The organism is uncultured Roseobacter sp. (assembly GCF_947491795.1).
Classification (GTDB): Bacteria; Pseudomonadota; Alphaproteobacteria; order Rhodobacterales; family Rhodobacteraceae; genus Roseobacter.
On record NZ_CANLKW010000003.1, the window covers coordinates 157,531 to 183,158 of the forward strand.

Here is a 25,628-nt window from a genome sequence, read left to right on the forward strand (position 1 = left end):
TGGCGGGAAATCAGGGGGTTATGCGAAAAAAGCGGGGGGACTTCAGCCTGCGGCGAGGGCAAGCCAGAGCCATATCATCCCGATATAGGTCAGCTGATGCAGTGCCTGGTCAATGCCGGAAGCGCGCCAGTAACCGGCATCTGAAGGGGTGAGATTCTGATCCGATGTATGCCGTCCCTTCCACCAGTCTATGTGGAAATGCACTGCCCATTCAGCGAGCACAAGCGGGATGACAAAGCTGAATGGCGCGCCGATCAGCGCAAATGCAATCAGCGAACCTGCCGCGTGAACGCCGGCATGCAGGAAACGGCCCAGGTGCATGTACTGATCGCGGCCATCCAGCATGATACGTGTCTGAAGGAAGTAATCGCCCAGCATATGTTTGATCTGCAACAAACACAGCAGCACCAGTAACACACTATACGTTTCGCCCAAAACACGCCCTTCCGAACATCTCGCCGTAAACAAATGTTAAGGCGAGCAGCCCCGATCTGTAAATCCGCCTTACACTCAATTCAGCGCACAAGCGCTTAATATTTGTTATGACGTGGCGCCCCCTGCCCGTTACAGGGGAAATGTACCGCTGAACTCCCTCCCTTTCCAGGCTGTCAGTCACGGTACAGCAACGAGTGCCCGTTCGAGAAGAGATGCACCTTTTGCGGAACGGCCGTCATATTCAGTACCTTTCCGCGGACGTCAGAATGAATGCCAGGCAGTTTGCCGATCACCGAGCCGTCCTGGCCGGCTGTTTTCGCGAAATAGAGCTGTGTAACCTCGCCCAAAGCCTCAACAATCTCAACCTTGCCAGAGAATGCAAAATTCTCATCGTCGGTTTGCACCATGTCCTCGGGTCGGATACCGACGTTCACCTTCAGCCCCATGTCGCTGTCGCGGGTGGGAATGGCCGCCGCTATTGTGCCCTGCCCTGCGTCGAGGCGCACCTGCGTGCTCTCGCCTGTTCCGACAACCTCTCCGGACAACAGGTTCATGGCGGGCGAGCCGATAAACTGCGCGACAAATTCGTTCTCGGGCCGCTCATAGAGTTCCAGCGGTGTGCCGACCTGAGCGATGCCCTTGTTTGCGAGAACCACAATCCGGCTTGCGAGCGTCATTGCCTCGACCTGGTCATGCGTCACGTAGATCATGGTGGAATTCGGCATGCTCTCTTTGAGCTGCGCGATCTCGATCCGGGTGGCCACGCGCAGCGAGGCATCCAGGTTGGACAGCGGTTCGTCAAAAAGATAAACCTTCGGGTCACGCACGATGGACCGTCCGATGGCCACACGCTGGCGCTGCCCGCCGGACAGGGCTTTGGGCAGACGGTCGAGGTATTCGTCAAGCTGCAGCACCCGCGCGGCACGGTTCACGGCCTCATCAATTTCCTGAGGTGACTTCTTGGCCAGTTTCAGCGCAAAGGCCATGTTGTCCCGCACGGTCATATGCGGGTAGAGCGCATAGGACTGGAACACCATCGCGATGCCACGCTGTGCCGGTGGCACGTCATTCATCCGGTCGCCGTCGATCTGCAGCTCGCCCGAGGTGATCTTTTCCAGACCGGCAATCATCCGCAGCAGTGTGGACTTGCCACAACCGGACGGGCCGACAAAGACGATCAGCTCGCCGGTTTCGATATCCAGGTTGATGTTTTTGAGAACCTCAACCGTTCCGCCATAGGCCTTGCCGACATCCGTCAGTTTCAGATTTGCCATTGCTGTCCCTCTCCCTTCAGGCCGGTGTATCTGACGCGATTGCGTACAGAGCCTGGTGGGGCGGCAGGTCTGTGCCTTCCGCCGTTTCGATAAATGTAAATGGTGCGCCACGGTCGATGTCCCATGCCCCCTGGGGCAGCTCAATCCGCTGGACGGTGTCCGACAGATTGAAGGCGCAGAAGACACGCGCGCCCTGATGCCGCCGTTCGAAACACAGCCTTGTGTCGTCGGCGGAAATCAGCGTGATGTCGCCTTTCAGGATCGGCAGATGCGCTTTGCGAAAGGCCAGCATGTCCCGGTAGAACTGCAGCATCGAACCGCTATCGTCCGCCTGGCTCTGGGCGGCGCGCTGCACGTGTTCCATTGCGACAGGCAGCCATGGTTTCTCATCCGAGAACCCGCCATTGCGGTTGTCCCGCGACCAGGGAAACGGCGTGCGTGCGCCGTCACGGCCCTTGAACTTTGGCCAGAACCGTTTGCCATAGGGATCCTGCAGATCTTCATAGGCCACATAGGCTTCCGTCAGACCCAGCTCTTCTCCCTGGTAAAGGCAGACCGACCCCTTCAGGCTCATCAGCAGCGCTGCATAAAGACGCAGACGTGGCTCATCCATGTTCCAGCGGGTCGCATGACGGACAACATCGTGGTTGGAGTATGCCCAGCAGGCCCAGCCTTCGGTGACGATCCGGTTGAAACGTTCGAGGATATCACCGACATGCCCGCCGGTCGGATAGGCATTGGCCAGAAATGCAAAATCATAGCACATGTGCAGCAGATCATCGCCCGCCGTATAGGCCGCCTGCACTTCCATACCGCGCTGGCTTTCGCCCACTTCGCCCACGGCTGTGGTTCCGGGATATTCATCCAGCAGCGCGCGGAACCGGCGCAGGAAATTCAGGTTTTCGGGCCGGGTCTTGTCGTAGAGGTGATCCTGGAAGTTATAAGGGTTTACAGACGGTGCCGTATTGTCATTGCGCTCCTCCTCGGGCAGCGGAGGATTGTCGCGCAACTGCTGGTCGTGCACGTAGAAATTCACCGTGTCGAGGCGGAAACCATCCACCCCGCGCTCCAGCCAGAAACGGGTGATGTCCAGCAATTCATTCTGAACTTCGGGGTTATGAAAGTTCAGGTCCGGCTGCTCCGACAGGAAATTATGCAGATAGTACTGCATCCGTTCGCCGTCCCACTCCCATGCGGAGCCCCCGAAAATGGACAGCCAGTTGTTAGGCGGGGATCCGTCGGGTTTTGCATCGGCCCAGACGTACCAGTCAGACTTTGCATTGTCCCGGCTGGCGCGGCTTTCCTTGAACCAGGGGTGCTGAGCGCTGGAGTGGCTGAGGACCAGATCAATGATCACCCGCACCCCCAGCTGATGGGCACGTTCGATCAGTGCGTCGAAGTCATCCAGCGTGCCGAACATCGGATCCACGTCGCGGTAATCCGAGACATCATAGCCGAAATCCAGCATCGGAGACCGGAAGAAAGGCGAAATCCAGATCGCATCAACACCGAGATCCGCAATATAGGGCAACCGGTGAATAATCCCGGACAGATCGCCGATACCATCGCCGTTGCTGTCCTGAAAACTGCGCGGATAGATCTGGTAGATCGCCGCACCACGCCACCAGTCCGGATCGTTCTTCAGGCCCTGGTCGGGCATACCGACTGTGTCCATCTTGCTCATCAGATGCGTTCTTTCGTTACTTGACGGAGCCGGCCAGAAGACCGCGCACCAGATAGCGTTGCATTGTAAAGAATACCGCCAGCGGAACCGCGATGGAGATAAATGCAGCGCCCGCCAGAATACCCCAGTCCCCCCCGCGCGAGCCGAGCAGATCATCCGCAATTTTTACGGTCATCACCCAGGATTCCGAATTTGACGGCAGAAACACCTTGGCCACCAGCAGATCGTTCCAGACCCAGAGGAACTGGAAAATTGCGAAAGACGCGAGTGCCGGAAAGCTCAGCGGCAGCACGATCTTGGTAAAGACCTGAAAATCCGTGGCCCCGTCGACCTTGGCGCTTTCAATAATGTCACGCGGCAGGCCGACCATGTAATTCCGCAACAGATAAATGGCGAGCGGCAGACCAAAGCCGGTATGCGCCAGCCAGATGCCCAGAAAGCTCTGACCGATGCCGACCTTGTTGTGCAGCTGCAACAGCGGCACAAGGGCCAGTTGCAGTGGCACGACCAGCAGCCCGACGACCATAGCGATCAGAAATCCGCGCCCTTTAAAGTCCATCCAGGCCAGGGCATAGGCCGCAAAGGCAGCGATCAGGATGGGGATGATGGTGGCTGGAATCGTCACCGTAAAGGTGTTGATGAACGCCACATCCATACCGTTGGAGAAGAGAATGGTCCGGTAATTCTCCAGTGAGAACCGCGGCGGCGACAGGCTGGTGACATAGAGCGATGGTGCCCTGCGCAACTCCCCTTCGCTGACATAGCGGAAATCACCGTTGACCTGAGCCTCAAGACTGCGGTCCAGAACAGCCGTATCTGTCAGAATACGGTTGCCGTCGTCATCTGTCTCCGGGAATGCCGGGTCCGACCCGACCGGATAGGCCAGCTCCAGCCGCGTGTCATCGATCGTCCCGTCGGGCTCTTCGACATCCACGTTGAACCGTGCGTACACCTGACCGGGTGACGCAGCGTTCGGCGCGCGCGCGGTGATCCCGAACCCGGACACCTCGCCGCTGCCTTCTGCCCCGAACAGGTTCCCTTCGAGGACCGAATAACCGTTGTCCTCCGTGACGCCATCCAGCTCAGGCTGAACACGGTAAGCCTGTTCGACCGAAAACGGCGACAGCCACCAGCCGGTTGCCGTGATCGCGTCCCGGTCCCTGAAAGACGACACCAGCAAACCCACGGTCGGAATGAGCCAGAGCACAACAAGGGCGACGACCGAAATGTGCACGGCCCAGCTGAGAGAAGATTTGGTACCTGCGATATTGTCCATTATCTCATCTCCGCTCTGGCTTGCCGGATGTTCCAGATCATCACCGGCAGCACGATTATCATGATGACAAAGGCCACTGCCGTGGCGCGTCCATCATCGCGGAACATGTAGGACATCATGTAACTGGGCAGGATCTCGGTCCCGAAATTGCCACCGGTCATGGTGTAGACGATGTCAAAAACCTTGAGCACCAGGATGGTGATCGTTGTCCAGACCACCACAATTGTGCCCATGATCTGCGGCACCTTGATCTTGAAGAAAACCTGGAACGGGTTGGCCCCGTCGATGATGGCAGCCTCTACCGTTTCTTCGGGAATGCCGCGCAGCGCGGCCGACAGGATCACCATGGCAAAGCCTGTCTGGATCCAGATCAGAATGAACATCAGAAAGAAGTTGTTCCAGAAGCGGACCTGCAGCACATCGAGCGGCTCTTCGGCACCAAAAAAGTCACGCAGCGCGTTGATCAGGCCGATGTCGGCGTTGTTGGCATAGACAAATTTCCAGATCAGCGATGCACCCACAAAGGAGATGGCCATCGGCATAAAGATCAGAGATTTGGCGATGTTGCCCCATTTCAGCCGGTCGGTCAGCTGCGCAACCAGCAGACCAAGGAAGGTCGCGGACGCGGGCACAAAGAGCACCCACAGAAAGTTGTTGAACAAGGCGACCTGAAATCCATCGTCGGAAAACATCGTCATGTAGTTGCCCAGACCGATGAATTCATCGCCCGACCGGTTATACAAAGACCGCCAGAAGGATCCGATCACCGGATAGACAAGGTAGAGACCCAGGGCCGCCATCGCGGGAAAAAGGAAGAGCCAGGGACGTACAAGGTTGGCGCGGTTGATATTCAACCCGGGATTTTCAGAACGGGTCGGAAAAATAACCTTGTCGAGAATGAGGTTGGACAGAAAGAAGTATCCGACGCAGCCGCCGACACCGATGAAAATAGTCAGCAGGCCCTGAACCAGCGGCGACATAGCATCCCTCCCAAGACGTGATGTACCCTGTTGCGCGCACCCCGGCACTGCAGCGCGCCGGGGTGTATCTTATAAGGTCAGCTTACTGGATCGCGTCCCAGCGTTCCTGAATACCCCTGGCAACGTCCGCCGCGGGTGTGCCGGTGGTGTAGTCAACCATCCCTGTCCAGAACGCACCTGCACCGATCTCTCCCGGCATAAGGTCTGATGCGTCGAAGCGGAAGGTTGTGGCATTCAGCAGGATTTCACCCTGTGCCCGCAGGCTGTCGCTCGCATATGTTTCAGGGTTCACACCTTTGTGCGGTGTCAGGAAACCGCCCTGTGCCATCCAGAGCTCGTGGCTGACCGGCAGCTTGAGGAACTCGATCATCGCATTGGTCGCCTCAGACGGGTTGGTGATGGCGAAAAGTGCGCCTGCACCCAGGACAGGTTTACCCAGATCCTTGCCCTCGTAGGCCGGGAAGTAGAAGAAATCCACATCCTCACCCACTTCGGTACCTTCGGGGAAGAAGGCCGGGATAAAGGAGGCCTGCCGGTGCATGTAGCAGCTTGGCGGGATTGCAAAGAGGCCTGCAGGGCTGTCACGGAAATCAGTGTTTGCCACTGCCGTGGAGCCACCGTCCACATAGTCGTCGTTCAGCGCAAAATAGCCAAACTCGTCCATGGCGGCGATGATCGCGGGATCATCAAACTTCATCTCGTTTGAAACCCACTGGTCGTAGACCGCAGGTGGTTGCGTGCGCAGCATCATTTCCTCGACCCAGTCGGTCGCCGGCCAGCCGGTCGCAGCACCGGAACCCAGCCCGATGCACCAGGGTGTGCCACCGTCATCCACAATCTGGTCTGTCAGCTCTTTGAGCTCTTCCATGGTTTCCGGAATGTCATAGCCTGCTTCATCAAAAGCAATCGGCGAGAACCATACCAGCGACTTCACGTCGACCCGGTAGAACAGACCATATGTCTGATCATTGCCGTCGGCGTCAGCGTATGTGCCCAGATCAACCCAGGACTGGCCAGCCGCATAGTTGTCTGCAATCCACGCGGCCGATCCTTCGGGCAGCGGGCTCAGCAGGCCCTGGCTGGCCAGGTCTGCCGCAAGTCCGGGCTGCGGGAATGCCGCAAGGTTCGGTGCCGAGCCGGAGCGTGTCGAGATAACGATGTCCTGCTCAAAGCTGTCGGATCCGGAATAGTTCACAGTCGCGCCGGTCGCGGATTCAAAATACGAAAAGACGGCATCGACCTTTTCTTTTTCGTTGCCCGTCCATGCACCGGTGATCTCCACCGTTTGTCCGGACAGATCGTATTTGTCCGCGAATGCCGTGAAGCTGTCCCAGCTGAAACCGCCCTCGCCCACTGCGAAAGGCTGATGCCCGTCCGCATGTGCCATTCCTGCGAAGAGAGCCAGCGCCGCAGCGCCGGCATATAAACGTGCCGTCATGATTTTCTCCCGTTGCAGTGCCTTTGCCCGGCACCGTCGTGCTCATTTTTTAAGCGATCAGAATCACTCCAAAGCGCTTTGAATAGTGAAAAGGTGAAGCAACGCGCATTGCCTGTCAACTCAGGGATGAAAAAACAGAATATTTTAAAACACGTATCACAAGCGGCTTGTCTGCGGACCCGATTACTCTTTGACGCGGGCAAATTCTCTGCCTAGGGTCGGCCCGGCAAAAATGACGCCCAAGCGGAAAAAGCGCCGATGAACCTCAAAGAACTGTCAGAGCGGCTTGCCCTGTCACCGACCACCGTCAGCCGGGCGCTGAACGGATATCCCGAGGTTAATGAGGCAACCCGTCTGCGCGTCACCGAGGCTGCCGCGCGGTACAATTACCGCCCAAACGCGCGCGCCCTGCATCTCGCAACAGGCAGGTCCATGTCGATCGGGCACATCATCCCGTTTTCGCGCACAAATGAAATGGTGAACATCGTTTTTGCCGATTTCATTGCCGGTGCGGGCGAGGTCTATTCGCTGAACGGGTACAACATGACCCTGACTGTTGTCCGGGACGAGGACGAAATGTCTGCCTATCGGCGGATTGCCGAAAACGGATCGGTGGACGGGCTGATCGTTCAGTCTCCCGTCTGCGATGACCCCCGTATCGCGCATCTGGCTGCGCTGGACATCCCATTCCTCGTGCACGGGCGCGCATCTGACATCAATATTCCCTATGCCTGGATGGACGTGAACAACACGCAGGCACTGGAAGTGCTGACGGGCCACCTGATCGGCCTGGGGCACCGGCGGATCGGGTTTATCAATGGCCAGGAACGCATGGATTTTGCACAGCGTCGCCGGCAGGGATATCTGAATGCCCTGAAAGCCGCAGGCATCACGCCCGAGCCTGCGCTGATGTATTCGGGGGAAATGAGCGAGCAGAACGGGCACGCCTCAGCCGACGCCATGCTTGCCCTTGATGATCCGCCCACAGCTTTTGTCACCTCCTCTGTAGTGCCAGCCCTTGGCATCCGCCGCGCCATAAGCGCGCGCGGTCTGCGCCTTGGTCAGGATATTTCGCTTGCGTGTTTTGACGACGATATCTCTTATCTGCGCAACGGCGATGTCGTGCCTGAATTCACAGCCGTGCGCTCATCCGTTCGGGCTGCGGGACGGCGATGCGCCCAGATGCTCATTGACCAGATAAACGCCCCTGATCACAGGCTGGAGCACGACCTGTGGGAAGCGGAACTGATTACCGGCCAGTCAACTGGCCCCTGCCCCGGAGTACAGACCTGATGCAGTTCAGCCGATCCGATTTCCCGTCCGGCTTCCAGTTTGCTGCCGCCACATCTAGCTACCAGATCGAAGGGCATGCCTTTGGCGGTGCCGGCCGGACACACTGGGACACTTTCGCAGCTACTCCCGGGAATGTGGTGCGCGCAGAGCATGGGCAGACCGCCTGTGACCATTATCACCGCTGGGAAGAAGACTTGGACCTGATGCAGGCCATGGGTCTGGATGCCTATCGGTTTTCCACCAGCTGGGCGCGTGTGATGCCCGAAGGGCGCGGGACAGTGAACCCCGAAGGGCTGGATTTCTATGACCGTCTGGTCGATGGCATGCTGGCACGTGATCTGAAACCCATGGCCACACTCTATCACTGGGAGCTGCCGGCGGCGCTGGCGGATCTGGGCGGCTGGCGCAATCCGGACATCAGCCACTGGCTTGCCGATTTCGCCACTGTGGTCATGGAGCGCATCGGCGACCGGGTGTTCAGTGTCGCGCCGATCAATGAGCCCTGGTGCGTAGCCTGGCTGTCGCATTTTTTGGGTCTGCAGGCACCGGGCATGCGCGATATCAGTGCGGCAGCCCATGCCATGCATCATGTTTTGACAGCTCACGGCAGGTCGGTTCAGGCCATGCGCGCGCTGGACGTCAAAAACATCGGCGCCGTGTGCAATTTCGAGCACGTCATGCCACTGGATGACACCGCCGAAGCCCGGCGCGCAGCAGATGTCTATGAGGCGACGTACAACCGCTTCTTTGTCGGCGGTCTGTTCAAAGGCGAATACCCTGCAGAGGTGATGGAGGGGATCGAAAGCTATATGCCAAAGGGCTGGCAGGATAACTTTGACCTGATCAGTCAACCGCTCGACTGGTTTGGCGTAAACTATTACACCTGCAAGAGAATTGCCCCCGACAGCGGCGCCTGGCCCTCCTTGAAAGAGGTGCCGGGGCCGCTGCCTAAAACCCAGATGGGCTGGGAGATCGAACCTGATGGACTGGAATATATCCTGACCTGGTTGCATCAGAATTATACCGGCGATCTGCCCGTTTACATTACGGAAAACGGTATGGCGAACGCCGATACCCCGGACCGCGAAGACACAGAGCGCATGGCCTATCTCGACAGCCATCTTGCGGCTGCACTGCGCGCAATCGACAAGGGTGTGCCGCTGGCCGGCTATACCTTCTGGTCGCTTATGGACAACTACGAATGGTCACTGGGATATGAGAAGCGCTTCGGCATGGTGCATGTGGATTTTGACACGCTCGAACGCACCCCCAAGGCGTCATATCATGCCGTCGCAGAGGCCCTGCGCCGCTGATCACGGTTGAAACCAGATGGGTACGCCAAAGGGCGGCGTGTCCACTGTGCTGCCCGTCAGGCTCTCCAGAAACGCGACAATCTGAGCAATCTGGCGCTCTTCAAGGGCCCGCGCGTCGGGGGGCACAACTGCGGCCTGCCGCGCCATTTCGAGCCGGTCGTTCTGTATGACAAAATCGACGGCGGCCAGCCAAGGGATCTCAGGCAGGGCTGCGTCCGCCTGTGTCCAGGCCTCGCGTGCGGCCTGCGGGTTTAAATGATGGCGGACTGCGGCCTCCAGCGTGGGCCATGCACCGTTATGGCCATAGGGTGCGGTCAGCGCCACATTGCGCAGCATCGGTGTCCGGAACGCATAGGCATCCTCCAGACGATTGCTCTCGCCCATCCGCCCCACATCCCGCGCATAAGGATCGAAAACGCGGGTCCGGCCCGGACCGAATGCCGGCAGTCCCAGGGCGTGGAATTCCTGATCCGACATCAATGCACCCGCATGGCAGGTGCTGCACCCCGCATCGCCATAAAAAAGCGCCATGCCAGCCTGCTGGTTGGGCGTCAGCGCGGAACTGTCACCGGCCAGATACTGATCGAACGGGCTGTCAAAGCTGGTCCACTCGACCGCCATAAAGGCCGCGAGCGCGTTGGCAATCTCGACGATCGTCACCTCTTCGGGCGCGTTGATGTGATCAAAGGCCGCGACAAAACGCGAGCCATAGTCGCCGGTCGTCCGCACGCGCTTTGCCAGGATGGGCCAGGCGTTGTCGATCCGGTCATGGACCGCCCCGATCACCTCGTTTTCGCCCGGGTTTCCGGCCATCTCAAACTGTGCCACCAGCGGGAACACGGCCTGGGCTGCCAGCAATGAATTGAACCCCGTCGGCAGCCATTCCTCGGCCGGTGAGTTGAACCCGTTGCCATAGATGTCTGATATGCTCAGCCGCCCATCGTGGAACATCACCGACAGATCGCGCGCGCCCAGGTTCCAGAGGCCCGGCGCATTGCGCGGGATGCGTTTGCGCACACGGTCAGCACCCGTGCCGGGTGTCCGTTCAGGCCCCAGCCCCTGCCCGCCTTCGCCAATGCCCAGAGACAGCCCGTCGCCGGTGCCAAGATCCGGGTGATGACAATGCGCACAGGAGATATTGCGGTTGCCGGAAAGCACCGTATCGTAGAACAGCGAATGGCCCAGAGCGGCCTGGGCGGGCTCAAACGGAATAAAATCCGCCTGCGTCAGCGGCGGCGGCAGATCACCCGCCGTCACCAGCGTTGCAAAACAGGAGAAGACCAGACCATGCGCGCCGTATTTTTTGCCCTTGCCCTGCTTGCCACGCCAGCTGTTGCCGAGATTGAGGCCGCGCGGGACATGATGGAGGAAGGTCTCTTTGAGGAGGCTTATGAGGCGCTCTGGCCCGCGGCCCGGTCCGGCAATGCGGATGCCGAAGAACTTATCGGCGTGATGTATGCCATGGGCCTTGGTGTCCCACGCGACGATCAGCGCGCGTTCGAGTGGTACCTGCGGTCGGCCATGAAGGGCCATCCCGGTGCGCAGTCGGGCATCGGCTGGTATTATGAGGTCGGGCGTGGCATGCCCGCCCCCGATCTGGTGCGCGCATATATGTGGTACACGCTCAGCGCCATCGGCGGTGACCCCGATGCGGCGATCAGTCTTGAGGAAGTTGTGAAAAAGATGACGGCGGAAGAGATTGAGAAGGCGCATATTCTCGTCTCAGATTACAAGGTCTGGATGTACCCGTTCCGGTAAATGGCGGGGCGACCAGAAGGCCGCCCCTGCCGGTATCAGTTCAGATCCGCGTCACGCGAAGCGTTCACATCGGCTTCGGCCTCTGCAACGGCAGCTGTCAGCGCGTCAAAGATTTCCTCGCCGCGACCGACGTTGCCTTTGAACCAGTCAAACACTGGTGCAGCCCCTTCTTTGAAGGCCGCTTTCTGCTCGGGTGTCGGCACGTAGAGGTCACCGCCTTCTTCCACGAACTGCTCGTAGGCAGCGATGGATTTACGCTTGGGCGAGGCAAATGTCGCCTGCTGCAGCGCATAGAACCCGTCAACCACCACGCGGCGCATGTCCTCGGGCATGGATGTGAACTTTTCGTTGTTCATCCACCACAGCGCGCCCATATAGGCGTGACCGTCGAGCGTGACATATTTCAGACCCGCATCCGGGAATTTCATGCCCATGATGTCGGTGATACCGTTTTTGGAGCCTTCGACCACACCGGTCTGGAAGGACGTGAAGAGCTCAGGCCACGGGATCGGCGTCGGGGCAGCACCCAGCGCCTTCACTAGTTCCTGCGGCAGGTCCGCAACCACTGTCCGGATTTTCAGGCCTTCCATGTCGGACGGCTCTGCAACACGGCGTTTGGTGTTGGCAAAGTTGCGCCAGCCGCCTGTGTTACCGATCGTCATCAGACGGATTGAATCACCGGAGTCTTCCAGTGCCATCTCACGCATCTTGCGGGTGAAATCGCCCGAAAGGACATGCTCGGCGATCCGGTCGTCCGCCATCAGGTACGGCAGGTCGAGCACCTGTACATAGGGGAAGATACCGGATGCACCGCCCGAGGTGGACACATAGACGTCGATTGTGCCGTCGGCTACGCCCTGGAGGCATTCCGCGCCGTTGCCGCACAGCTGTGTGCCGATGAATAGCTCCACTTCGATGGCGCCGTTGGAGGCCGCCTCGACGTAGTTTTTGAAAACAACCAGACCGTCATAGTCTTCGTCGTTTTCGTTGGAGTTGGCTGTCGCACGGATCGAGAAATCCGCGGCTGAAGCAGCCATCGCCGACCCGGCCAGCATGGCCGCTACGGTCAGCGATTTAAGTGTAGTACTGAACATTTGGTATCCTCCCATTGGATTTGTTTTACTCAGTTCGCGAAGCCCGTCAGACGCGGGATCGTCATGGAAATCGGCTCGAAGTAAGTGATCAGGAAAATCACAACGACTTCAACAGCCAGGAACGGCAGAATTGCCTTCGAAATTGCCTCAACACGTTCACCGGAGACAGACGAGGCGACAAAAAGCACCAGCCCCATCGGCGGTGTTGCCAGACCCACCGTGAGGTTCACGCTCATGATGATGGCAAAATGGATCGGGTCGACGCCAAGCTCGACAAAGATCGGTCCGAGAATAGGGCCCAGAATGATGATCGCAGGGCCCGCATCCAGGAACATGCCGACCACAAACAGCAGCAGGTTGATCAGCAGCAACAGGATCAGCGGGTTGGACGTCAGCGACAGAACGAATTCGGCCATCGCCTCGGGCGCATGGCTGAGGCTGACAACCGTTTTGAAGGCCATCGCGGCCCCCACCAGCAACAGCACGACAGAGGACGTCAGACCGGACCGGCCCAGTACTCCCGGTAGATCGCTGAGTTTCAGCGTGCGCATGACAAAGAGCCCGATAAAGAGCGCATAGGCCACTGCAACCGCCGCCGCTTCGGTCGGTGTGAAGACACCAGCAAGGATACCACCAAGGATTATGACAGGTGTCAGCAGCGGGAAGAACGCCTTGAGGCTCGCCTGCCCCCGCTCGCCCCAGCTGTGTTTTTTGGTGGCGACAGGGAAGTCGTATTTATCTGCCTGAAGTTTGACCATGAGCATCAGGCCAAGGCCGACCAGGATCCCCGGCACAATGCCCGCAAGGAACAGAGCTGCAACGCTTTCGCCCATGACATAGGCGTAGATGATCATGATGCCTGACGGCGGAATGATCGGGCCGATAACCGAGCTTGCCGCTGTGATCGCGGCGGCAAATTTGCGGGTATAACCCTGTTTCTCCATCGCCGGGATCAGCATGGACCCCAGGGCGGAAGTATCCGCCACAGCAGAGCCCGACAGCCCGGCAAACAACATAGAGCTGAGGATGTTCACATGGGCCAGGCCACCCCGGAAATGCCCCATCATCGCCTGGCTGAATTCCACAAGGCGCATGGTGATGCCACCGCGGTTCATCAGCTCGCCGGCCAGCATAAAGAACGGGATCGCCATCAGCGGAAAGCTGTCCATCCCGTTGTAGACATTGCGGTAGAGCAGTGTGATGTCCTTGGTGCTGAATTCCGGGTCCAGCCAGAGAAGCAGTCCAGGCGCAGCCAGCAACCCAAAGAACACCGGCAGGCCGATCATCAGGAAGACGAGGAAGAGCGGAAGGAACCAGACCAGCATTATTCGGCTCCTACCTGTTCTTCGAGGGTTACAGGTGGCAACTGATCCTCGCCCCCCATCATGCGCACCAGCGCCCGGAGGATGAGTTCGACGTTCACAGAAATGAGCAGGACGACACCCACCAGCAGCGATGCCATCATCCAGCTGCGTGGCACGCGGAACCAGTTCTCAAAGCTCAGGTCGGTGGGCAGATAGAGCGAGGCCGTCGCAAAGCGGCCGGCAAATCCAGTTACTTCTGACCAGCCGATCCGTACTGCAATGATCAGCACCAGCAGGCTCAGGAAAAGCAAAAGCAGTGACAATAGCGCACCGACCGCCCGGGGCAGCAGGCGCACCAGCGTGTCAATGGAGACAAATCCACCTCTGCGGAACGCAGTGGGGGCCATCAGGCCAGTCATCCACAGCATACAGAAGCGCGCGGCCTCGTCGGGCCATGGCAAGGCATTGTTCAGCGCATAGCGGTAAAATACCTGGATCAGAATGGCCGCGACCATAAAGGCCACAGCTGCGACGCCGATCGCCCGGCCAACAGCCAGAACGGCCTCGTTGACCAGCCGGAGCGGTGTCATCACCGCCAGCAGTGCACCCATCACGGCGCCTCCTCCCTGTTGCCCGGGTTGACCCGGGTCAAAATCCTGCGGGTTTTCCCCGCAGGCCCATTGGCGCGTTTTCAGACGTCTTTGTCAAACTGTCCGAAGCGCCCTTCGCAAAAAATCAGTGCATCCCCCTCCCGGAATGCGGCCTGATGAACCTGTGCAACCACAATCGAATGATCGCCCGCGTCATGAATGTCCTGGGTTTCACACTCGAAACGCGCAAGACACTGACCCAACAGCGGCACACCCTGCGCGTTCACAGCGATGTCGAGACCGTCAAATGCAGCGCCTGAGCGTGCAAAGCCCATAGCAATATCGGCATGCTCAACACCCATCACATGAATGGCAAAGTGTTTCGCACCAATGAAATGTGCATAGCGGCCCGACGATTTGGCGGGGCACCACAATACCAGCGCCGGATCCAGCGAGACACTGGAAAAAGAGTTAGCCGTCATTCCGATGGGACCGGCGTCGGTCATTGCGGTGATCACGGTGACACCGGTGCCGAATTTACCCATCGCGTGGCGCAGATCACGGGCGCTCTCTGCGTCCGGCGCGAACTGCTGCATCTGGTTCATCTGAAGCGATCCGTCAGCCATCATGGCACCTCATATCCGTTAGCCGCCTCATAAAGCTCAAACCAGGTCTGGCGGTCGATTTCCACCCGGAGAGCGTCGCTGAACGTCGCAATACGCGACAGTGTATTGGTGCCCATCACCGGCAGAATGCCCGACGGATGCGCGAGTAACCAGGCGACAGCAACCGCCGCGCGGTCAACGCCCTGCGCTGCAGCAATCGCGTCCATCTTTACCGCAACGGCACTGTTTTCCGTCATCAGGCTGCCGCCTCCCAGCGGCGACCAGGCCATCGGGGCCACGCGGTGCATCTGCAGATGGGCGAGATCACCGTTGGCGTAGCTGTCCCGCGCGCCCAGGCTCAGCTCAATCTGATTGGTCACCAGGCGGCTGGTCATGGCCGATTGCAGCAGGTCCCAGTCCCACGGTCGGAAATTGGAAACACCTGCCGCTTTGATCTTGCCACTCTGCACAAGGGCATCAAGCGCAGCACCGGTTTCGGCTGCATCCATCATGGGATCGGGGCGGTGAATGAGCAGCACATCAATCTGCTCGATACCCATATAGGAGAGCGACGCATCGACAGAGGCGTTAATGTGCTGCGCGGATGTGTCGTAATACTTGACCCGGCGATCAGCATATTTCCCGATGGGTGCCACGATATCGCATTTAGTGACAATCTCCAGGTCATCACGCAGGCCGGGACTTTGCTTCAGGCAGGCGCCCAGAACTTCCTCGGCCACATAACCGCCGTAGATGTCCGCCTGGTCCATCGTGGTGATCCCCTGCTCCAGGCAGGCATCGATTTTGGCACGGACATGACCGGGCGACGTGTCTGAATCGTCCGCCAGACGCCACATGCCATAGACAATGCGGCTGAACTCAAGGCCTTCCGCCAGGGCGACGCGTTCCATACTCATTTGCGTTCTCCCGCAGCCAGAGGTGTTTTTGGTAATTCAGCCGGAACCCGGCCGTAGGCTTCGGGAAGCGAACAGGTTTTCAGATGCGGCATCACGAGGCGGCCAAAATGCTCGGCCTCGTCGATGTGCGGATAGCCGGAGAAGATAAACGCCCGCATGCCCATTTTCTGATACTCTTCGATCTGGCTCAGCACCTGATCGGCGGAACCCACAAGAGCAGCACCACAGCCCGAGCGAGCCCGGCCAACACCCGTCCACAGATGCGGTTCGATGTATCCGAATTCGTCAGCGATATCGCGGTTCGCCGACTGGTGTGACACACCCAGCGATGTTGCATCCAGCGCACGTTCACGGATTTTGCGGCCGTATTCGTCGTCCAGTTTCGACACGATGTAATCTGCGTATTCCTTGGCCTCGGCCTCGGAGTCGCGCACGATCATATGCACCCGCAGACCATAATCCAGCGTCCGCCCCTTTTCCGCCGCACGCGCGTGCACGGCCTTCATCCGTTCAGCCAGCTGGTCTTTGGGTTCGGGCCACATCAGATAGACGTCACAATGCTCGGCGCACAGGTCGAGCGCATCCGGAGAGTAGCCACCAAAGTAAAGCAGCGGACCGCCGGTCTGATACGGGCGCACCGGATCCGTTGTCAGACCCGAGAAGTTGTAAACCTCGCCTGCGTGGTTGATCTCGTCCCGGCTCCAGGCCTGCTTGAGGATCTCCACCACTTCGCGCGAGCGCTGATAGCGATAGGGGCTGGGTTCTTTCTGACCCGGGAAATCAGAACTGATGATGTTGATCGTCAGCCGCCCTTCGAGCATGTGATCAAGCGTCGCGATGGTGCGGGCCAGCATGATGGGCTGCATCTCACCGCAGCGCACAGCCGCCAGCAGATTGATCTTTTCAGTAATCGGCGCGCAGCCCGCAACAAAGCTCAGCGTATCCTGCCCCACCTGATAAGAGGACGGGCACAGGATGTTCCGGAACCCTTGCGCTTCAGCTGTCTTTACAATGTCCGAGCAATGCGCCCAGCTGGACCGCAGATCGCCGTCCGGCACACCAAGGAACTGATAATCGTCCGAGCAGAGCGCAGAGAACCAGGATACCTCGGCGGCATCAAGATCGGCAGAAGTCACTGGCACAATGGTCATTTTGTTTCCTGTTACAGTCGGTCTGTTTCTTCTTGCATAGCATTCTGATCATGGTAGATCAATCGTGTATCAATTTTACGGATTCCACCCTCTTCAATGGCGCCCGCTCCTGAAAATCCCGGCCCTCTGCCGAAATATGTTCAGCTTGCAGAATTGCTGATCCGGGACATTGACACCGGGCGGCTGATGGACGGCGAACGCCTGCCACCGGAACGTCAGATGGCGACTGACCTGCACACCTCTGTCGGCACGTTGCGAAAAGCGCTGCGCGTTATGGAGCATAAAGGCCTGCTGCGGCGCGTCCAGGGATCAGGTAACTACATTCAGCGCAAAGGCGGACCGGGCGGCACATATGCAATGTTTCGCCTTGAACTGCTGTCAGGTGGTGGCCTGCCCTCGGCGAAAGTCATCGACCTCGCCCCCCTCGAAAAACCTGATGATCTGCCCGTTTTTGGCACCGCGTCACGGGCCACGCGCATCCGCCGCGAGCGCTTTCTCAATGATACAGCAATTGCCGTCGAAGAAATCTGGCTGGACGCCGGAATGGGCGAGCTCAGCCGCGCGATGCTGTCTGATTCCCTTTACCAGACATACCTTCAGCGCCTCGGCTTCTGGGTCACCCGCGCCGAGGACAGGGTCAGCATCGGGACGCTTCCAGACTGGACGCCGGTTCACTTTGGCACCCCCGGCACGCCCTGCGGCTACATCGAACGCTACTCGTGGGCGGACCGGCCCCAGGCAATCGAATTTTCACGCACCTGGTTTGACCCGACGCGGGCCAGCTATGTGCAGCGACTGAGATAGGAACAGGACCCCATGAAAACTCCAACGCGTTATGGCATCATCGGTTGCGGCATGATGGGACAGGAGCATATCCGTAACATTGCTCTGCTGCCCGACACCGAAGTGCACGCGATTTTTGAACCGGACGCAGGTATGCGGGACGCAGCCGCAGCGCTTGCGCCGCATGTTCAGTTTGCCGCGTCGGTTCAGGAGCTGCTCGAAATCGATGCGCTCGACTGTCTGGTCATCGCCAGTCCGAACCATTGTCACGCGGCACAGATCCGCGAGATCGCTGAAAAACGCCCCCTGCCCCTGCTCGTTGAAAAACCCCTTTTGACGGACCCCGGCGATATCGCCCCGCTGCAACAGATCATCGCGGACTATTCTGCGCCTGTCTGGGTGGCTATGGAGTACCGCTATATGCCTCCCATTTCGGCCCTGCTGCTCGCGGCACCAGAGGTCACCGGCGGCATCCGCATGCTGAGCATCCGTGAGCACCGCTTTCCATTCCTGGAAAAAGTCGGCGACTGGAACCGCTTCAACGCAAAAACCGGGGGCACGTTTGTCGAAAAATGCTGTCATTTCTTTGATCTGATGCGGCTGGCCATCGGATCGGAGCCGGTGCGCGTCATGGCCAGCGCGGCCCAGTCTGTAAATCACCTGGACGAGGCCTATGACGGCCAGACGCCTGACATCATCGACAATGGATATGTGATTGTTGATTTCGCCTGCGGTGCCCGGGCCATGTTGGAGCTGTGCATGTTCGCCGAAGGCGCGCGATATCAGGAAGAAATCTCTGCCGTTGGGCCAGCCGGCCGGGTGGAGGCTTTTGTGCCCGGCCCCGGGCGGTTCTGGCCTGCCGGGCTGGGCGATGCGCCGGTCCCTCTTCTGGAGCTCAGCCCGCGTCATCCCAAAGGCCCCAAGATCCGGGAGATTCCGGTGGACCCTGCCCTGTTGGAAGCGGGCGATCACAACGGCTCGACGTTTTACCAGCACCGCGGGTTTCTGGAGCTGGTGCGCGGTCAGCGCAATGCGCCGGATGTGTCCTTTGACGATGGTCTGATGGCCGTTCGAATGGGCATGGCGGCTCAGCAATCCGCACTGACCGGTCAGGTGGTTACCCTGTGAGTGCGTATCCAGACGAAATCAGGGTTGTGTCCGGAATGCGACCGATCTCAAAACTGCCCTCATCTCAGGCTGCCGTCATGTCGGCGATAAGGTCTGCGTTCCGGCCGGGCATCTGTGCGACTTCAACCACAATGGCGGCGCATGCTAACTTCTCAGGCAAGGCGACCATCACGCGTCGCAACCGAAATTCTGTCAGGGCCGGGCGCGCGGTGATTTGGCGAATGCTGCTGGCAGAAACATTGCCGGCTTGCGCTGAGCCAAAAAACCAGTGTTCGTCCGCCGCGAATACGCCGACAAGATGGCGCATACATTCTGGAGCATTCGGACAGAGTACGCCTTTACGAAGCGCTGCACGCGGTGCTCCGCAGATATGCAAATGGGACAGCCGCAGCCTGTCTGCCTGCTGATTAAGCACGCTGGCTTCCTTCAGAATGTCACGCGCATTCCGTGCCGCCTGAGCGTCCGACAGTGACGAGGGTAAATTCGCACATCAGTTGGCGATATTGTCCTGGCCCGGGCAAGATGATGCCACTGGGAACAAGAGTATCCTTGTTGCGCACAAAACATTCCATGAAGCAGTCTTCTTCGGTGAAGTGCGCCCCCTGAGTGAAAAACGGGCTGCATCTGCGTCCCGGACCGGGGCAATTTCGGTCTGCAGAGGCGATCGTGCATATGCGCAGGGTTCAAACCCAATCGACAAGCCGAATTTTCGCTATTCCCCTCTTGCACGATGCGCGCAAACTGACTAAACGACCGCCGAGTGCCCCTATAGCTCAGCTGGTAGAGCAATTGATTTGTAATCAATAGGTCCGCGGTTCGAGTCCGTGTGGGGGCACCATTTATCCCTTTAAAACAATTGTTTTAATGGCAATTCTTTGAGATGCGCCCGGTTTTCACCCATTCCTCGGCTTCTTTCTGCCTGCACAGATGCTGACCTTAGAGCGATTTGGTATTGCCGGGAATCTTTCCCTGACTTTGACCAAACGGCTGCAGCCTTTGGCCGGAAATTACTGACCGCACCCTTTGGTGGGCACTGTCCGCGTCCTGTGGCACGGGTATCGATGTGGATGGTGAGACCCTTGCTTTACATGGGCTGTGTGGACGGATACCGGGCACGAAAGCGTCTTCACGACAATAAGTGCGTATTGCCCCGTTAGCACGGAACGAAAAGGCGAACTCATCAAAGCACACAAATTCCCGGTCCAGGCGCTGAAACTTCGAACAGTACTTTCGCGACGGCAACTTCTGGCCCATGGCTGCTGCTGTTGGACAAGGCCTTTGGATGCTGCGAATGCAGCCCGCATTGCGGTCATTCGCTGCAAGCGCGAACTCCGGGCTTCTTCAAACTTACGAACCGCGGGACGAAGCCGTCGTTCGCAAGCATCTTGTTTGTCAGCAGTCAAGCGTCGTGTCACGCTCCCATTGAGTAAGATGCTGGCAAAATTGCGTCCACTCCCGCATGCGCAATTTCAGATAGGCAAGCGAAAACTCCGAACCCAAGGCTGCCGTCAGATATTTGTCTTTCTCAAAAATACGCAACGCATCGAGCATGTTCAGTGGCAAATTCTTCGCGCTGCGAACTTTGTGCCCTTCAGAGTACATGTCGATGTCGAGCCGTTTGCCAGGGTCGAGCTGCCTTTCGAGACCATCAAGGCCCGCAGCTAACAGCACAGCTTGAAGCAGATAAGGGTTTGCCGCGCCATCGGCGAGACGCAGTTCCAAGCGTCCGCCATCAGGGATGCGTACCATATGGGTTCGGTTGTTACCCCCGTAAGTCACAGATTGAGGAGACCAGGTCGAACCCGAAAGGGTCGCTGGTGCATTGATACGCTTATAGCTGTTCACTGTGGGATTGGTGATCGCGCAAATAGCTTGCCCATGTGCCATTAATCCGCCCAAAAAGTGGTAGGCCACTGCGGACAGGCCCATCTCGTCTTCACCATCAAACACACAGGTTTGCCCATCGGCGGTCCAAAGCGAATGGTGCACGTGGCAGCCGTTGCCAGTCAGGTGAGAAAAGGGTTTGGGCATGAAAGTCGCACGGAAACCATGTTTCTCCGCGATTTCTTTAACCATAAACTTAAAAAATGCGTGCCGGTCGGCGGTTTCAAGGCATGGACCGAAGTCCCAATTGATCTCGAACTGGCCGTTCGCGTCTTCGTGGTCGTTTTGGTAGGGTTTCCAACCCAACTGGATCATCGACGAGCAAATCTCTGCAATAACATCGTACCGGCGCATGAGTGCTGACTGATCATAACAGGGCTTTTCTTGGGAGTCGCGATTATCGGAGATATCAGTCCCATCTGCATCGATCAGATGGAATTCTGGTTCCACACCTGATTTCAGCATGAACCCCTGATCCATAGTTTTCTTAACAAGAGACTTCAGGACGTTTCGGGGCGCCTGAGCAACGGGTTGACCGTTCATCCAGGGATCACCTGCAACCCATGCAAGTTCCGGTTTCCACGGCAATTGAATTGCGCTTTCGGCGTCAGGCATCACCAGCATGTCCGGATCGGCGGGCGTCATGTCGAGCCAGGCCGCAAAGCCTGCAAACCCCGCGCCACCCTCCTGCGCACCGGCGATTGCTTCAGCCGGGACAAGTTTGGCGCGTTGTACGCCAAATAGGTCAGTAAAGTTGCACAGGAAGAACCTGACGCCTCTATCGGCGGCCCATTGGGCGAGATCGGTCATAAGCAGTCTCCCTTTTGTCCGGGTATCCATTCAGTGCCTGCAAGAGGTACGCCCGCCATTGCGGCGGCTTCGATTGTAAGCGCGCAGAGGTCTTCCGGCTCGAGGTTCAGAACGTGGCTTTTGCCATTGGCCCTTGCGATGGTCTGGGCTTCCAGGGTCATGACTTTCAAGTAGTTGGATAGTCTGCGCCCTGCCGCAATGGGGTCAAGTCGGGCAGCCAGATTCGGATCCTGGGTAGTGATGCCCGCCGGGTCGTTTCCTTCGTGCCAATCATCGTAGGCACCGGCAGTGGTGCCGAGTTTGCGGTATTCGTCCTCAAGTGCAGGGTCGTTGTCACCCATGGCGATCAGAGCAGCGCTGCCGATGGACACTGCATCGGCCCCCAGTGCGAGCGCCTTGGCAACATCCGCTCCCGTTCGCACACCACCCGAAATTACAAGCTGTACCTTGCGATGCATGTCGAGATCCTGAAGCGCCTGCACAGCGGGTCGGATACAGGCAAGCGTCGGCTGGCCCACATGTTCGATGAACACATCCTGCGTCGCTGCCGTCCCGCCCTGCATTCCGTCAAGCACAACGACATCAGCGCCAGCTTTCACGGATAGGGTGGTATCAAAATAAGGGCGCGCTCCGCCGACTTTGACAAAGATCGGGACTTTCCAACCAGTAATTTCGCGAAGTTCGAGTATTTTGATCTCGAGATCGTCCGGGCCGGTCCAATCCGGGTGGCGACAGGCAGACCGCTGGTCAATCCCCGGGGGCAGATTGCGCATTTCGGCCACCCGGTCGTTGATCTTTTGACCAAGTAGCATCCCACCACCGCCTGGTTTGGCCCCTTGTCCGACAACAATCTCAATTGCGTCGGCTTTGCGCAGATCGTCAGGGTTCATCCCATAACGAGAAGGTAGATATTGGTAGATCAGCTTATTCGAATGACCGCGTTCCTCAGGCGTCATGCCACCGTCTCCGGTGGTCGTGGAAGTGCCCGCGGCCGACGCGCCACGCCCCAGCGCCTCTTTCGCCTGGCCGGACAGCGCACCAAAACTCATTCCCGCAATCGTGATGGGAATGTCGAGTTCAAGAGGTTTTTCGGCAAAACGCGTTCCCAGAGTAACCTGAGTGCCGCACGCCTCGCGATATCCTTCCAAAGGATAGCGAGACATGGACGCGCCCAAAAAGAGCAAATCATCAAAATGCGGAACACGCCGTTTCGACCCGCCACCGCGAATGTCGTAAATTCCGGTGGCGGCTGCACGCCGGATGTACGACGTCGTACGGTCGTCAAAGGTCCAAGGCTTTACGGGGTGCGTCTTGGGCGTTTGATCCATCAATAGGCTCCCGCGTTGTCGATATCAAAATTGTAGAGCTGTCTGGCAGAACCGTAGCGGCGAAACGTGGAAGGGTCGGCATCGCATTCGGCGGCGCTTAAAAGTTCCGACAGCTTCGCGATATGCTCGGGACGCATCTCCTTTTCGATGCAGTCTGCACCCAGGGAGGCGACCGAACCGCGTACAAAAACCTGCGCTTCGTAGATGCTGTCGCCCAGAGCGTCGCCTGCGTCACCGCACACGACCAGGGATCCGGATTGTGCCATGAACGCACTCATGTGGCCGATGTTGCCGTGGACAACGATATTGATCCCCTTCATGGATATCCCGCACCGGCTGGAGGCGTTTCCCTTGATCACCAGCAGGCCACCGTGGCCCGTCGCGCCAGCGTATTGGCTGGCGTTGCCCTCGACCACGACTTTGCCTGACATCATGTTTTCACAAACGCCCGGACCGACCGAGCCTGCCACGCGGATTGTTGCGTGCTTGTTCATCCCTCCACAGTAGTAACCGGTGGCACCTTTCACTTTTACGTCGATTTCAGCGTCGAGGCCGCAGGCAATAGCATGCGCTCCTTTCGGATTAAGAATCTCCCATTCAGTATGGTTTGTTTGGGCATCCTGCGCCTGCAACATGGCATTCACCTCGCGGAGGGAGTGGGTCTCAAGGTCCAATTGCTGCATCAATGGCTCCAGAAATAAACAGTGGCCGGCTCAGGTTCCCACACGTTGGCATGTGCAATTCCAGGCAGGTTTACCAAAGCGCGGTATTCCGACCCGAAGGCAACATATTGATCGGTCTCGGCCAGCACAGCCGGTTTGCAGGCAATTGGGTCTCGCAGAACGCCAAACCCGTTCTCGGTGCCCACGACGAAGGTGTAGAACCCATCAAGGTCGCTTAAGCCGGCCTCAAGCGCCTCGCCCAAGTCGTCACCCTGTTCCATGCGGTGCGTGAGGTACGCTGCGGCAACCTCAGTGTCGTTTTCAGTCTGAACCTGAGTGCCCTGACGCGCCAGCTTACGGCGCAAACGATTGTGGTTGGACAGCGATCCATTGTGCACAAGGCACTGATCAGCACCCGTTGAAAAAGGATGCGCCCCGAGGGTTGTTACTGCGCTTTCAGTGGCCATGCGCGTGTGCCCAATTCCGTGGCTGCCCGACAGATCAGGAATGTTAAAACGGTCAGCAACCGATTGCGGCAGGCCAACCTCCTTGTAGATTTCGATCGCTTTTCCACGTGACATCACGCGCAACCCGGGATGCGCAACTTCAATTTGTGCCAGAACTTCTGCGATTTCGTCAGATGGAACGGTCAGGATGGCGTGGGTGTCAATCACCTCGATTTTGACGCCAAGGTCCTGATGGAGGTCAGCGAAATCGACGGCTGGGTTTGCCGATTGCACGGTTATTTTGAAACACCCTGAGGCCGTTTCTCTGTAGACCGCGATACCAGCACTATCCGGCCCTCGATCGGACATGGTGACCAGCATATCCGTCAGCAGTATACCCAACTGAGGCTGCAATTGCTTGTCTTTCAGAAATAAGCCAACGATTCCGCACATATCCGCACCGCTTGATTTATCCGAAGCCTAGCTTCGGCGCCGATACTGTCGAGCGAAAACCTACCAAAGGGAATATTTTTTTCCTTTGGGGAAATTTCTGACTACTATCATTCCTGCGAGTAACAGATGATCGACAGGTACCGCGCTGGTAACTTGGTTAGTGTTTCCGGTCCGTGCGGTGCATCCGCGTCGAAGAACAAACTGTCACCCGGAGCGAGTTGGAAAAGCTCTGAGCCATGCCGGTAAGTCACGAAACCTTCAATCATGAAAATAAATTCCATTCCGACATGCTGAAATGTTTTGAAGGTATCGGATTCCTCGCTGAGCGTGATGAGGTAAGGTTCAACCACGACAGAACTTGACTGGGCGCTGAGATGGCCCAGCATGGTATAATGGTGACCGGCACGCGTTCCTGCGCGCTCTGCTTCCGCTCCTTCGCCAGCTTTGACCTGCATGACCGGGCGGTGCTCTTCATAACCTTGGAAGAACGCCGTGAGCGGAACAGACAGGCTGCGCGACAAAAGCTGAAGCATAGACAATGATGGAGACACCTGGCCGTTCTCTATTTTGGAAATCATCCCTTCGCTCACATCTACATCGAGCGCAAACTGAGCGATCGTCCATCCACGTTGCTTTCGCAACAGGCGGACTTGACGGCCAATGGCCAACTCCAGCTCCTTTTCGCGGAACTGCGCTGTGTTGTGCGGGTCTTGCGACAATACTGTTTTCATGTCCCCTCTCTAAAGCCACGATTTCAATTTGTCAGCTTGACCAGAACTCGGGCAATGGAAGCAGCGGGTATCTAAGGCCTTGGAGAAAGTTCGGATTGTCCGTTGCTTGTTCTGCAGCTCAGTTCCCGTATGTCGTTTTTGAGAACTTTGTGGCCTGGAACAGGGCGGCTGATCGCGGCTTTTGTCATTCCCAATGCCATGCAGGCTGGGCTCTTTGCGGTTGTTTGCTACGTTTTGCTCCGACGTCTGCCTAGTGCATTTTCGCGATCGATAGATCGAACGCAGCATTTT

24 protein-coding genes and 1 tRNA gene are annotated in these 25,628 nt (G+C 58.0%); 6 read left to right on the top strand and 19 right to left on the bottom strand.

Features of this window, described 5'->3' with window-relative positions; genetic code table 11:
* Positions 1–42 precede the first annotated feature (42 nt).
* The 6 genes from Q1A34_RS12685 to Q1A34_RS12710 form a co-directional block, all read right to left on the bottom strand.
* A complete protein-coding gene (locus Q1A34_RS12685; RefSeq protein ID WP_300034482.1) occupies positions 43–435 on the bottom strand; it encodes a DUF3307 domain-containing protein in 393 nt (130 codons plus the stop codon).
* 173 nt (positions 436–608) lie between these two features.
* Entirely contained in the window at positions 609–1,709 is a 1,101-nt protein-coding gene (gene ugpC / locus Q1A34_RS12690) for a sn-glycerol-3-phosphate ABC transporter ATP-binding protein UgpC (protein WP_300034483.1), read from the bottom strand.
* Positions 1,710–1,725: 16 nt separating this feature from the next.
* Entirely contained in the window at positions 1,726–3,393 is a 1,668-nt protein-coding gene (locus tag Q1A34_RS12695; protein WP_300034485.1) for an alpha-glucosidase, read from the bottom strand.
* Between the two features lie 16 nt (positions 3,394–3,409).
* Complete coding sequence (locus Q1A34_RS12700) at positions 3,410–4,669, bottom strand: carbohydrate ABC transporter permease (RefSeq protein ID WP_300034486.1); 1,260 nt, start codon at positions 4,667–4,669, stop codon at positions 3,410–3,412.
* The gene (locus tag Q1A34_RS12705; RefSeq protein WP_300034488.1) at positions 4,669–5,649 is read right to left on the bottom strand and encodes a carbohydrate ABC transporter permease; all 981 of its coding nucleotides are present in this window, start codon (positions 5,647–5,649) and stop codon (positions 4,669–4,671) included. Before Q1A34_RS12705 ends, Q1A34_RS12700 begins: the two co-directional genes overlap by 1 nt.
* Before the next feature lie 82 nt (positions 5,650–5,731).
* Positions 5,732–7,087, bottom strand: coding sequence for an ABC transporter substrate-binding protein (locus tag Q1A34_RS12710; protein ID WP_300034490.1), 1,356 nt, complete (start codon positions 7,085–7,087; stop codon positions 5,732–5,734).
* Positions 7,088–7,345: 258 nt separating this feature from the next.
* On the opposite strand from Q1A34_RS12710, the gene Q1A34_RS12715 reads away from it, so the two are divergent.
* Positions 7,346–8,380, top strand: a complete 1,035-nt coding sequence (locus Q1A34_RS12715; RefSeq protein ID WP_300034492.1) for a substrate-binding domain-containing protein — start codon at positions 7,346–7,348, stop codon at positions 8,378–8,380.
* On the top strand, positions 8,380–9,693 hold the full coding sequence (locus Q1A34_RS12720; protein WP_300034494.1) for a GH1 family beta-glucosidase: 1,314 nt from the start codon (positions 8,380–8,382) through the stop codon (positions 9,691–9,693). Before Q1A34_RS12715 ends, Q1A34_RS12720 begins: the two co-directional genes overlap by 1 nt.
* Here the strand turns inward: Q1A34_RS12720 and Q1A34_RS12725 are convergent, their stop codons facing one another.
* Entirely contained in the window at positions 9,694–10,950 is a 1,257-nt protein-coding gene (locus tag Q1A34_RS12725; RefSeq protein ID WP_300034496.1) for a cytochrome c peroxidase, read from the bottom strand.
* Between the two features lie 30 nt (positions 10,951–10,980).
* Here Q1A34_RS12725 and Q1A34_RS12730 point away from each other — a divergent pair, with 30 nt between their 5' ends.
* Positions 10,981–11,451 carry a tetratricopeptide repeat protein gene (locus Q1A34_RS12730; RefSeq protein ID WP_300034498.1) on the top strand — a complete coding sequence of 157 codons (471 nt, stop codon included), beginning with the start codon at positions 10,981–10,983 and terminating at the stop codon, positions 11,449–11,451.
* Between the two features lie 35 nt (positions 11,452–11,486).
* Here Q1A34_RS12730 and dctP read toward each other — a convergent pair whose 3' ends face one another.
* The 6 genes from dctP to Q1A34_RS12760 all read right to left on the bottom strand — a co-directional run bounded on the left by dctP (position 11,487) and on the right by Q1A34_RS12760 (position 17,112).
* Complete coding sequence (gene dctP, locus Q1A34_RS12735; RefSeq protein ID WP_300034500.1) at positions 11,487–12,545, bottom strand: TRAP transporter substrate-binding protein DctP; 1,059 nt, start codon at positions 12,543–12,545, stop codon at positions 11,487–11,489.
* 29 nt (positions 12,546–12,574) lie between these two features.
* Positions 12,575–13,870, bottom strand: a complete 1,296-nt coding sequence (locus Q1A34_RS12740) for a TRAP transporter large permease (RefSeq protein WP_300034502.1) — start codon at positions 13,868–13,870, stop codon at positions 12,575–12,577.
* A complete protein-coding gene (locus tag Q1A34_RS12745; RefSeq protein ID WP_300034504.1) occupies positions 13,870–14,460 on the bottom strand; it encodes a TRAP transporter small permease in 591 nt (196 codons plus the stop codon). The genes Q1A34_RS12740 and Q1A34_RS12745 overlap by 1 nt, the downstream gene beginning before the upstream one ends.
* A gap of 80 nt (positions 14,461–14,540) precedes the next feature.
* Positions 14,541–15,065 (bottom strand): flavin reductase family protein, encoded by a 525-nt coding sequence (locus Q1A34_RS12750; RefSeq protein WP_300034506.1) that lies wholly within the window; start codon positions 15,063–15,065, stop codon positions 14,541–14,543.
* Positions 15,065–15,955: an aldo/keto reductase gene (locus Q1A34_RS12755; protein WP_300036657.1), complete on the bottom strand. Its 891-nt coding sequence runs from the start codon at positions 15,953–15,955 to the stop codon at positions 15,065–15,067. Before Q1A34_RS12755 ends, Q1A34_RS12750 begins: the two co-directional genes overlap by 1 nt.
* 2 nt (positions 15,956–15,957) lie before the next feature.
* A complete protein-coding gene (locus Q1A34_RS12760) occupies positions 15,958–17,112 on the bottom strand; it encodes an LLM class flavin-dependent oxidoreductase (RefSeq protein WP_300034509.1) in 1,155 nt (384 codons plus the stop codon).
* A gap of 96 nt (positions 17,113–17,208) precedes the next feature.
* Here Q1A34_RS12760 and Q1A34_RS12765 point away from each other — a divergent pair, with 96 nt between their 5' ends.
* Positions 17,209–17,916, top strand: a complete 708-nt coding sequence (locus Q1A34_RS12765; RefSeq protein WP_300034512.1) for a GntR family transcriptional regulator — start codon at positions 17,209–17,211, stop codon at positions 17,914–17,916.
* Between the two features lie 12 nt (positions 17,917–17,928).
* A complete protein-coding gene (locus Q1A34_RS12770; RefSeq protein ID WP_300034515.1) occupies positions 17,929–19,023 on the top strand; it encodes a Gfo/Idh/MocA family oxidoreductase in 1,095 nt (364 codons plus the stop codon).
* Positions 19,024–19,087: 64 nt separating this feature from the next.
* Here Q1A34_RS12770 and Q1A34_RS12775 read toward each other — a convergent pair whose 3' ends face one another.
* A complete protein-coding gene (locus tag Q1A34_RS12775) occupies positions 19,088–19,438 on the bottom strand; it encodes a hypothetical protein (protein WP_300034518.1) in 351 nt (116 codons plus the stop codon).
* A 347-nt stretch (positions 19,439–19,785) separates the two neighbouring features.
* On the opposite strand from Q1A34_RS12775, the gene Q1A34_RS12780 reads away from it, so the two are divergent.
* A tRNA-Thr gene (locus tag Q1A34_RS12780) sits at positions 19,786–19,861 on the top strand.
* Positions 19,862–20,415: 554 nt separating this feature from the next.
* Here the strand turns inward: Q1A34_RS12780 and glnT are convergent.
* The 5 genes from glnT to Q1A34_RS12805 form a co-directional block, all read right to left on the bottom strand.
* A complete protein-coding gene (gene glnT, locus Q1A34_RS12785) occupies positions 20,416–21,717 on the bottom strand; it encodes a type III glutamate--ammonia ligase (RefSeq protein WP_300034521.1) in 1,302 nt (433 codons plus the stop codon).
* Entirely contained in the window at positions 21,714–23,045 is a 1,332-nt protein-coding gene (locus Q1A34_RS12790) for an FMN-binding glutamate synthase family protein (RefSeq protein ID WP_300034524.1), read from the bottom strand. Before Q1A34_RS12790 ends, glnT begins: the two co-directional genes overlap by 4 nt.
* Complete coding sequence (locus Q1A34_RS12795) at positions 23,045–23,728, bottom strand: protein GlxC (RefSeq protein ID WP_300034527.1); 684 nt, start codon at positions 23,726–23,728, stop codon at positions 23,045–23,047. Before Q1A34_RS12795 ends, Q1A34_RS12790 begins: the two co-directional genes overlap by 1 nt.
* Complete coding sequence (locus Q1A34_RS12800; protein ID WP_300034530.1) at positions 23,728–24,606, bottom strand: glutamine amidotransferase family protein; 879 nt, start codon at positions 24,604–24,606, stop codon at positions 23,728–23,730. Before Q1A34_RS12800 ends, Q1A34_RS12795 begins: the two co-directional genes overlap by 1 nt.
* A 107-nt stretch (positions 24,607–24,713) precedes the next feature.
* The gene (locus Q1A34_RS12805) at positions 24,714–25,337 is read right to left on the bottom strand and encodes an XRE family transcriptional regulator (RefSeq protein ID WP_300034533.1); all 624 of its coding nucleotides are present in this window, start codon (positions 25,335–25,337) and stop codon (positions 24,714–24,716) included.
* Positions 25,338–25,628 lie beyond the last annotated feature (291 nt).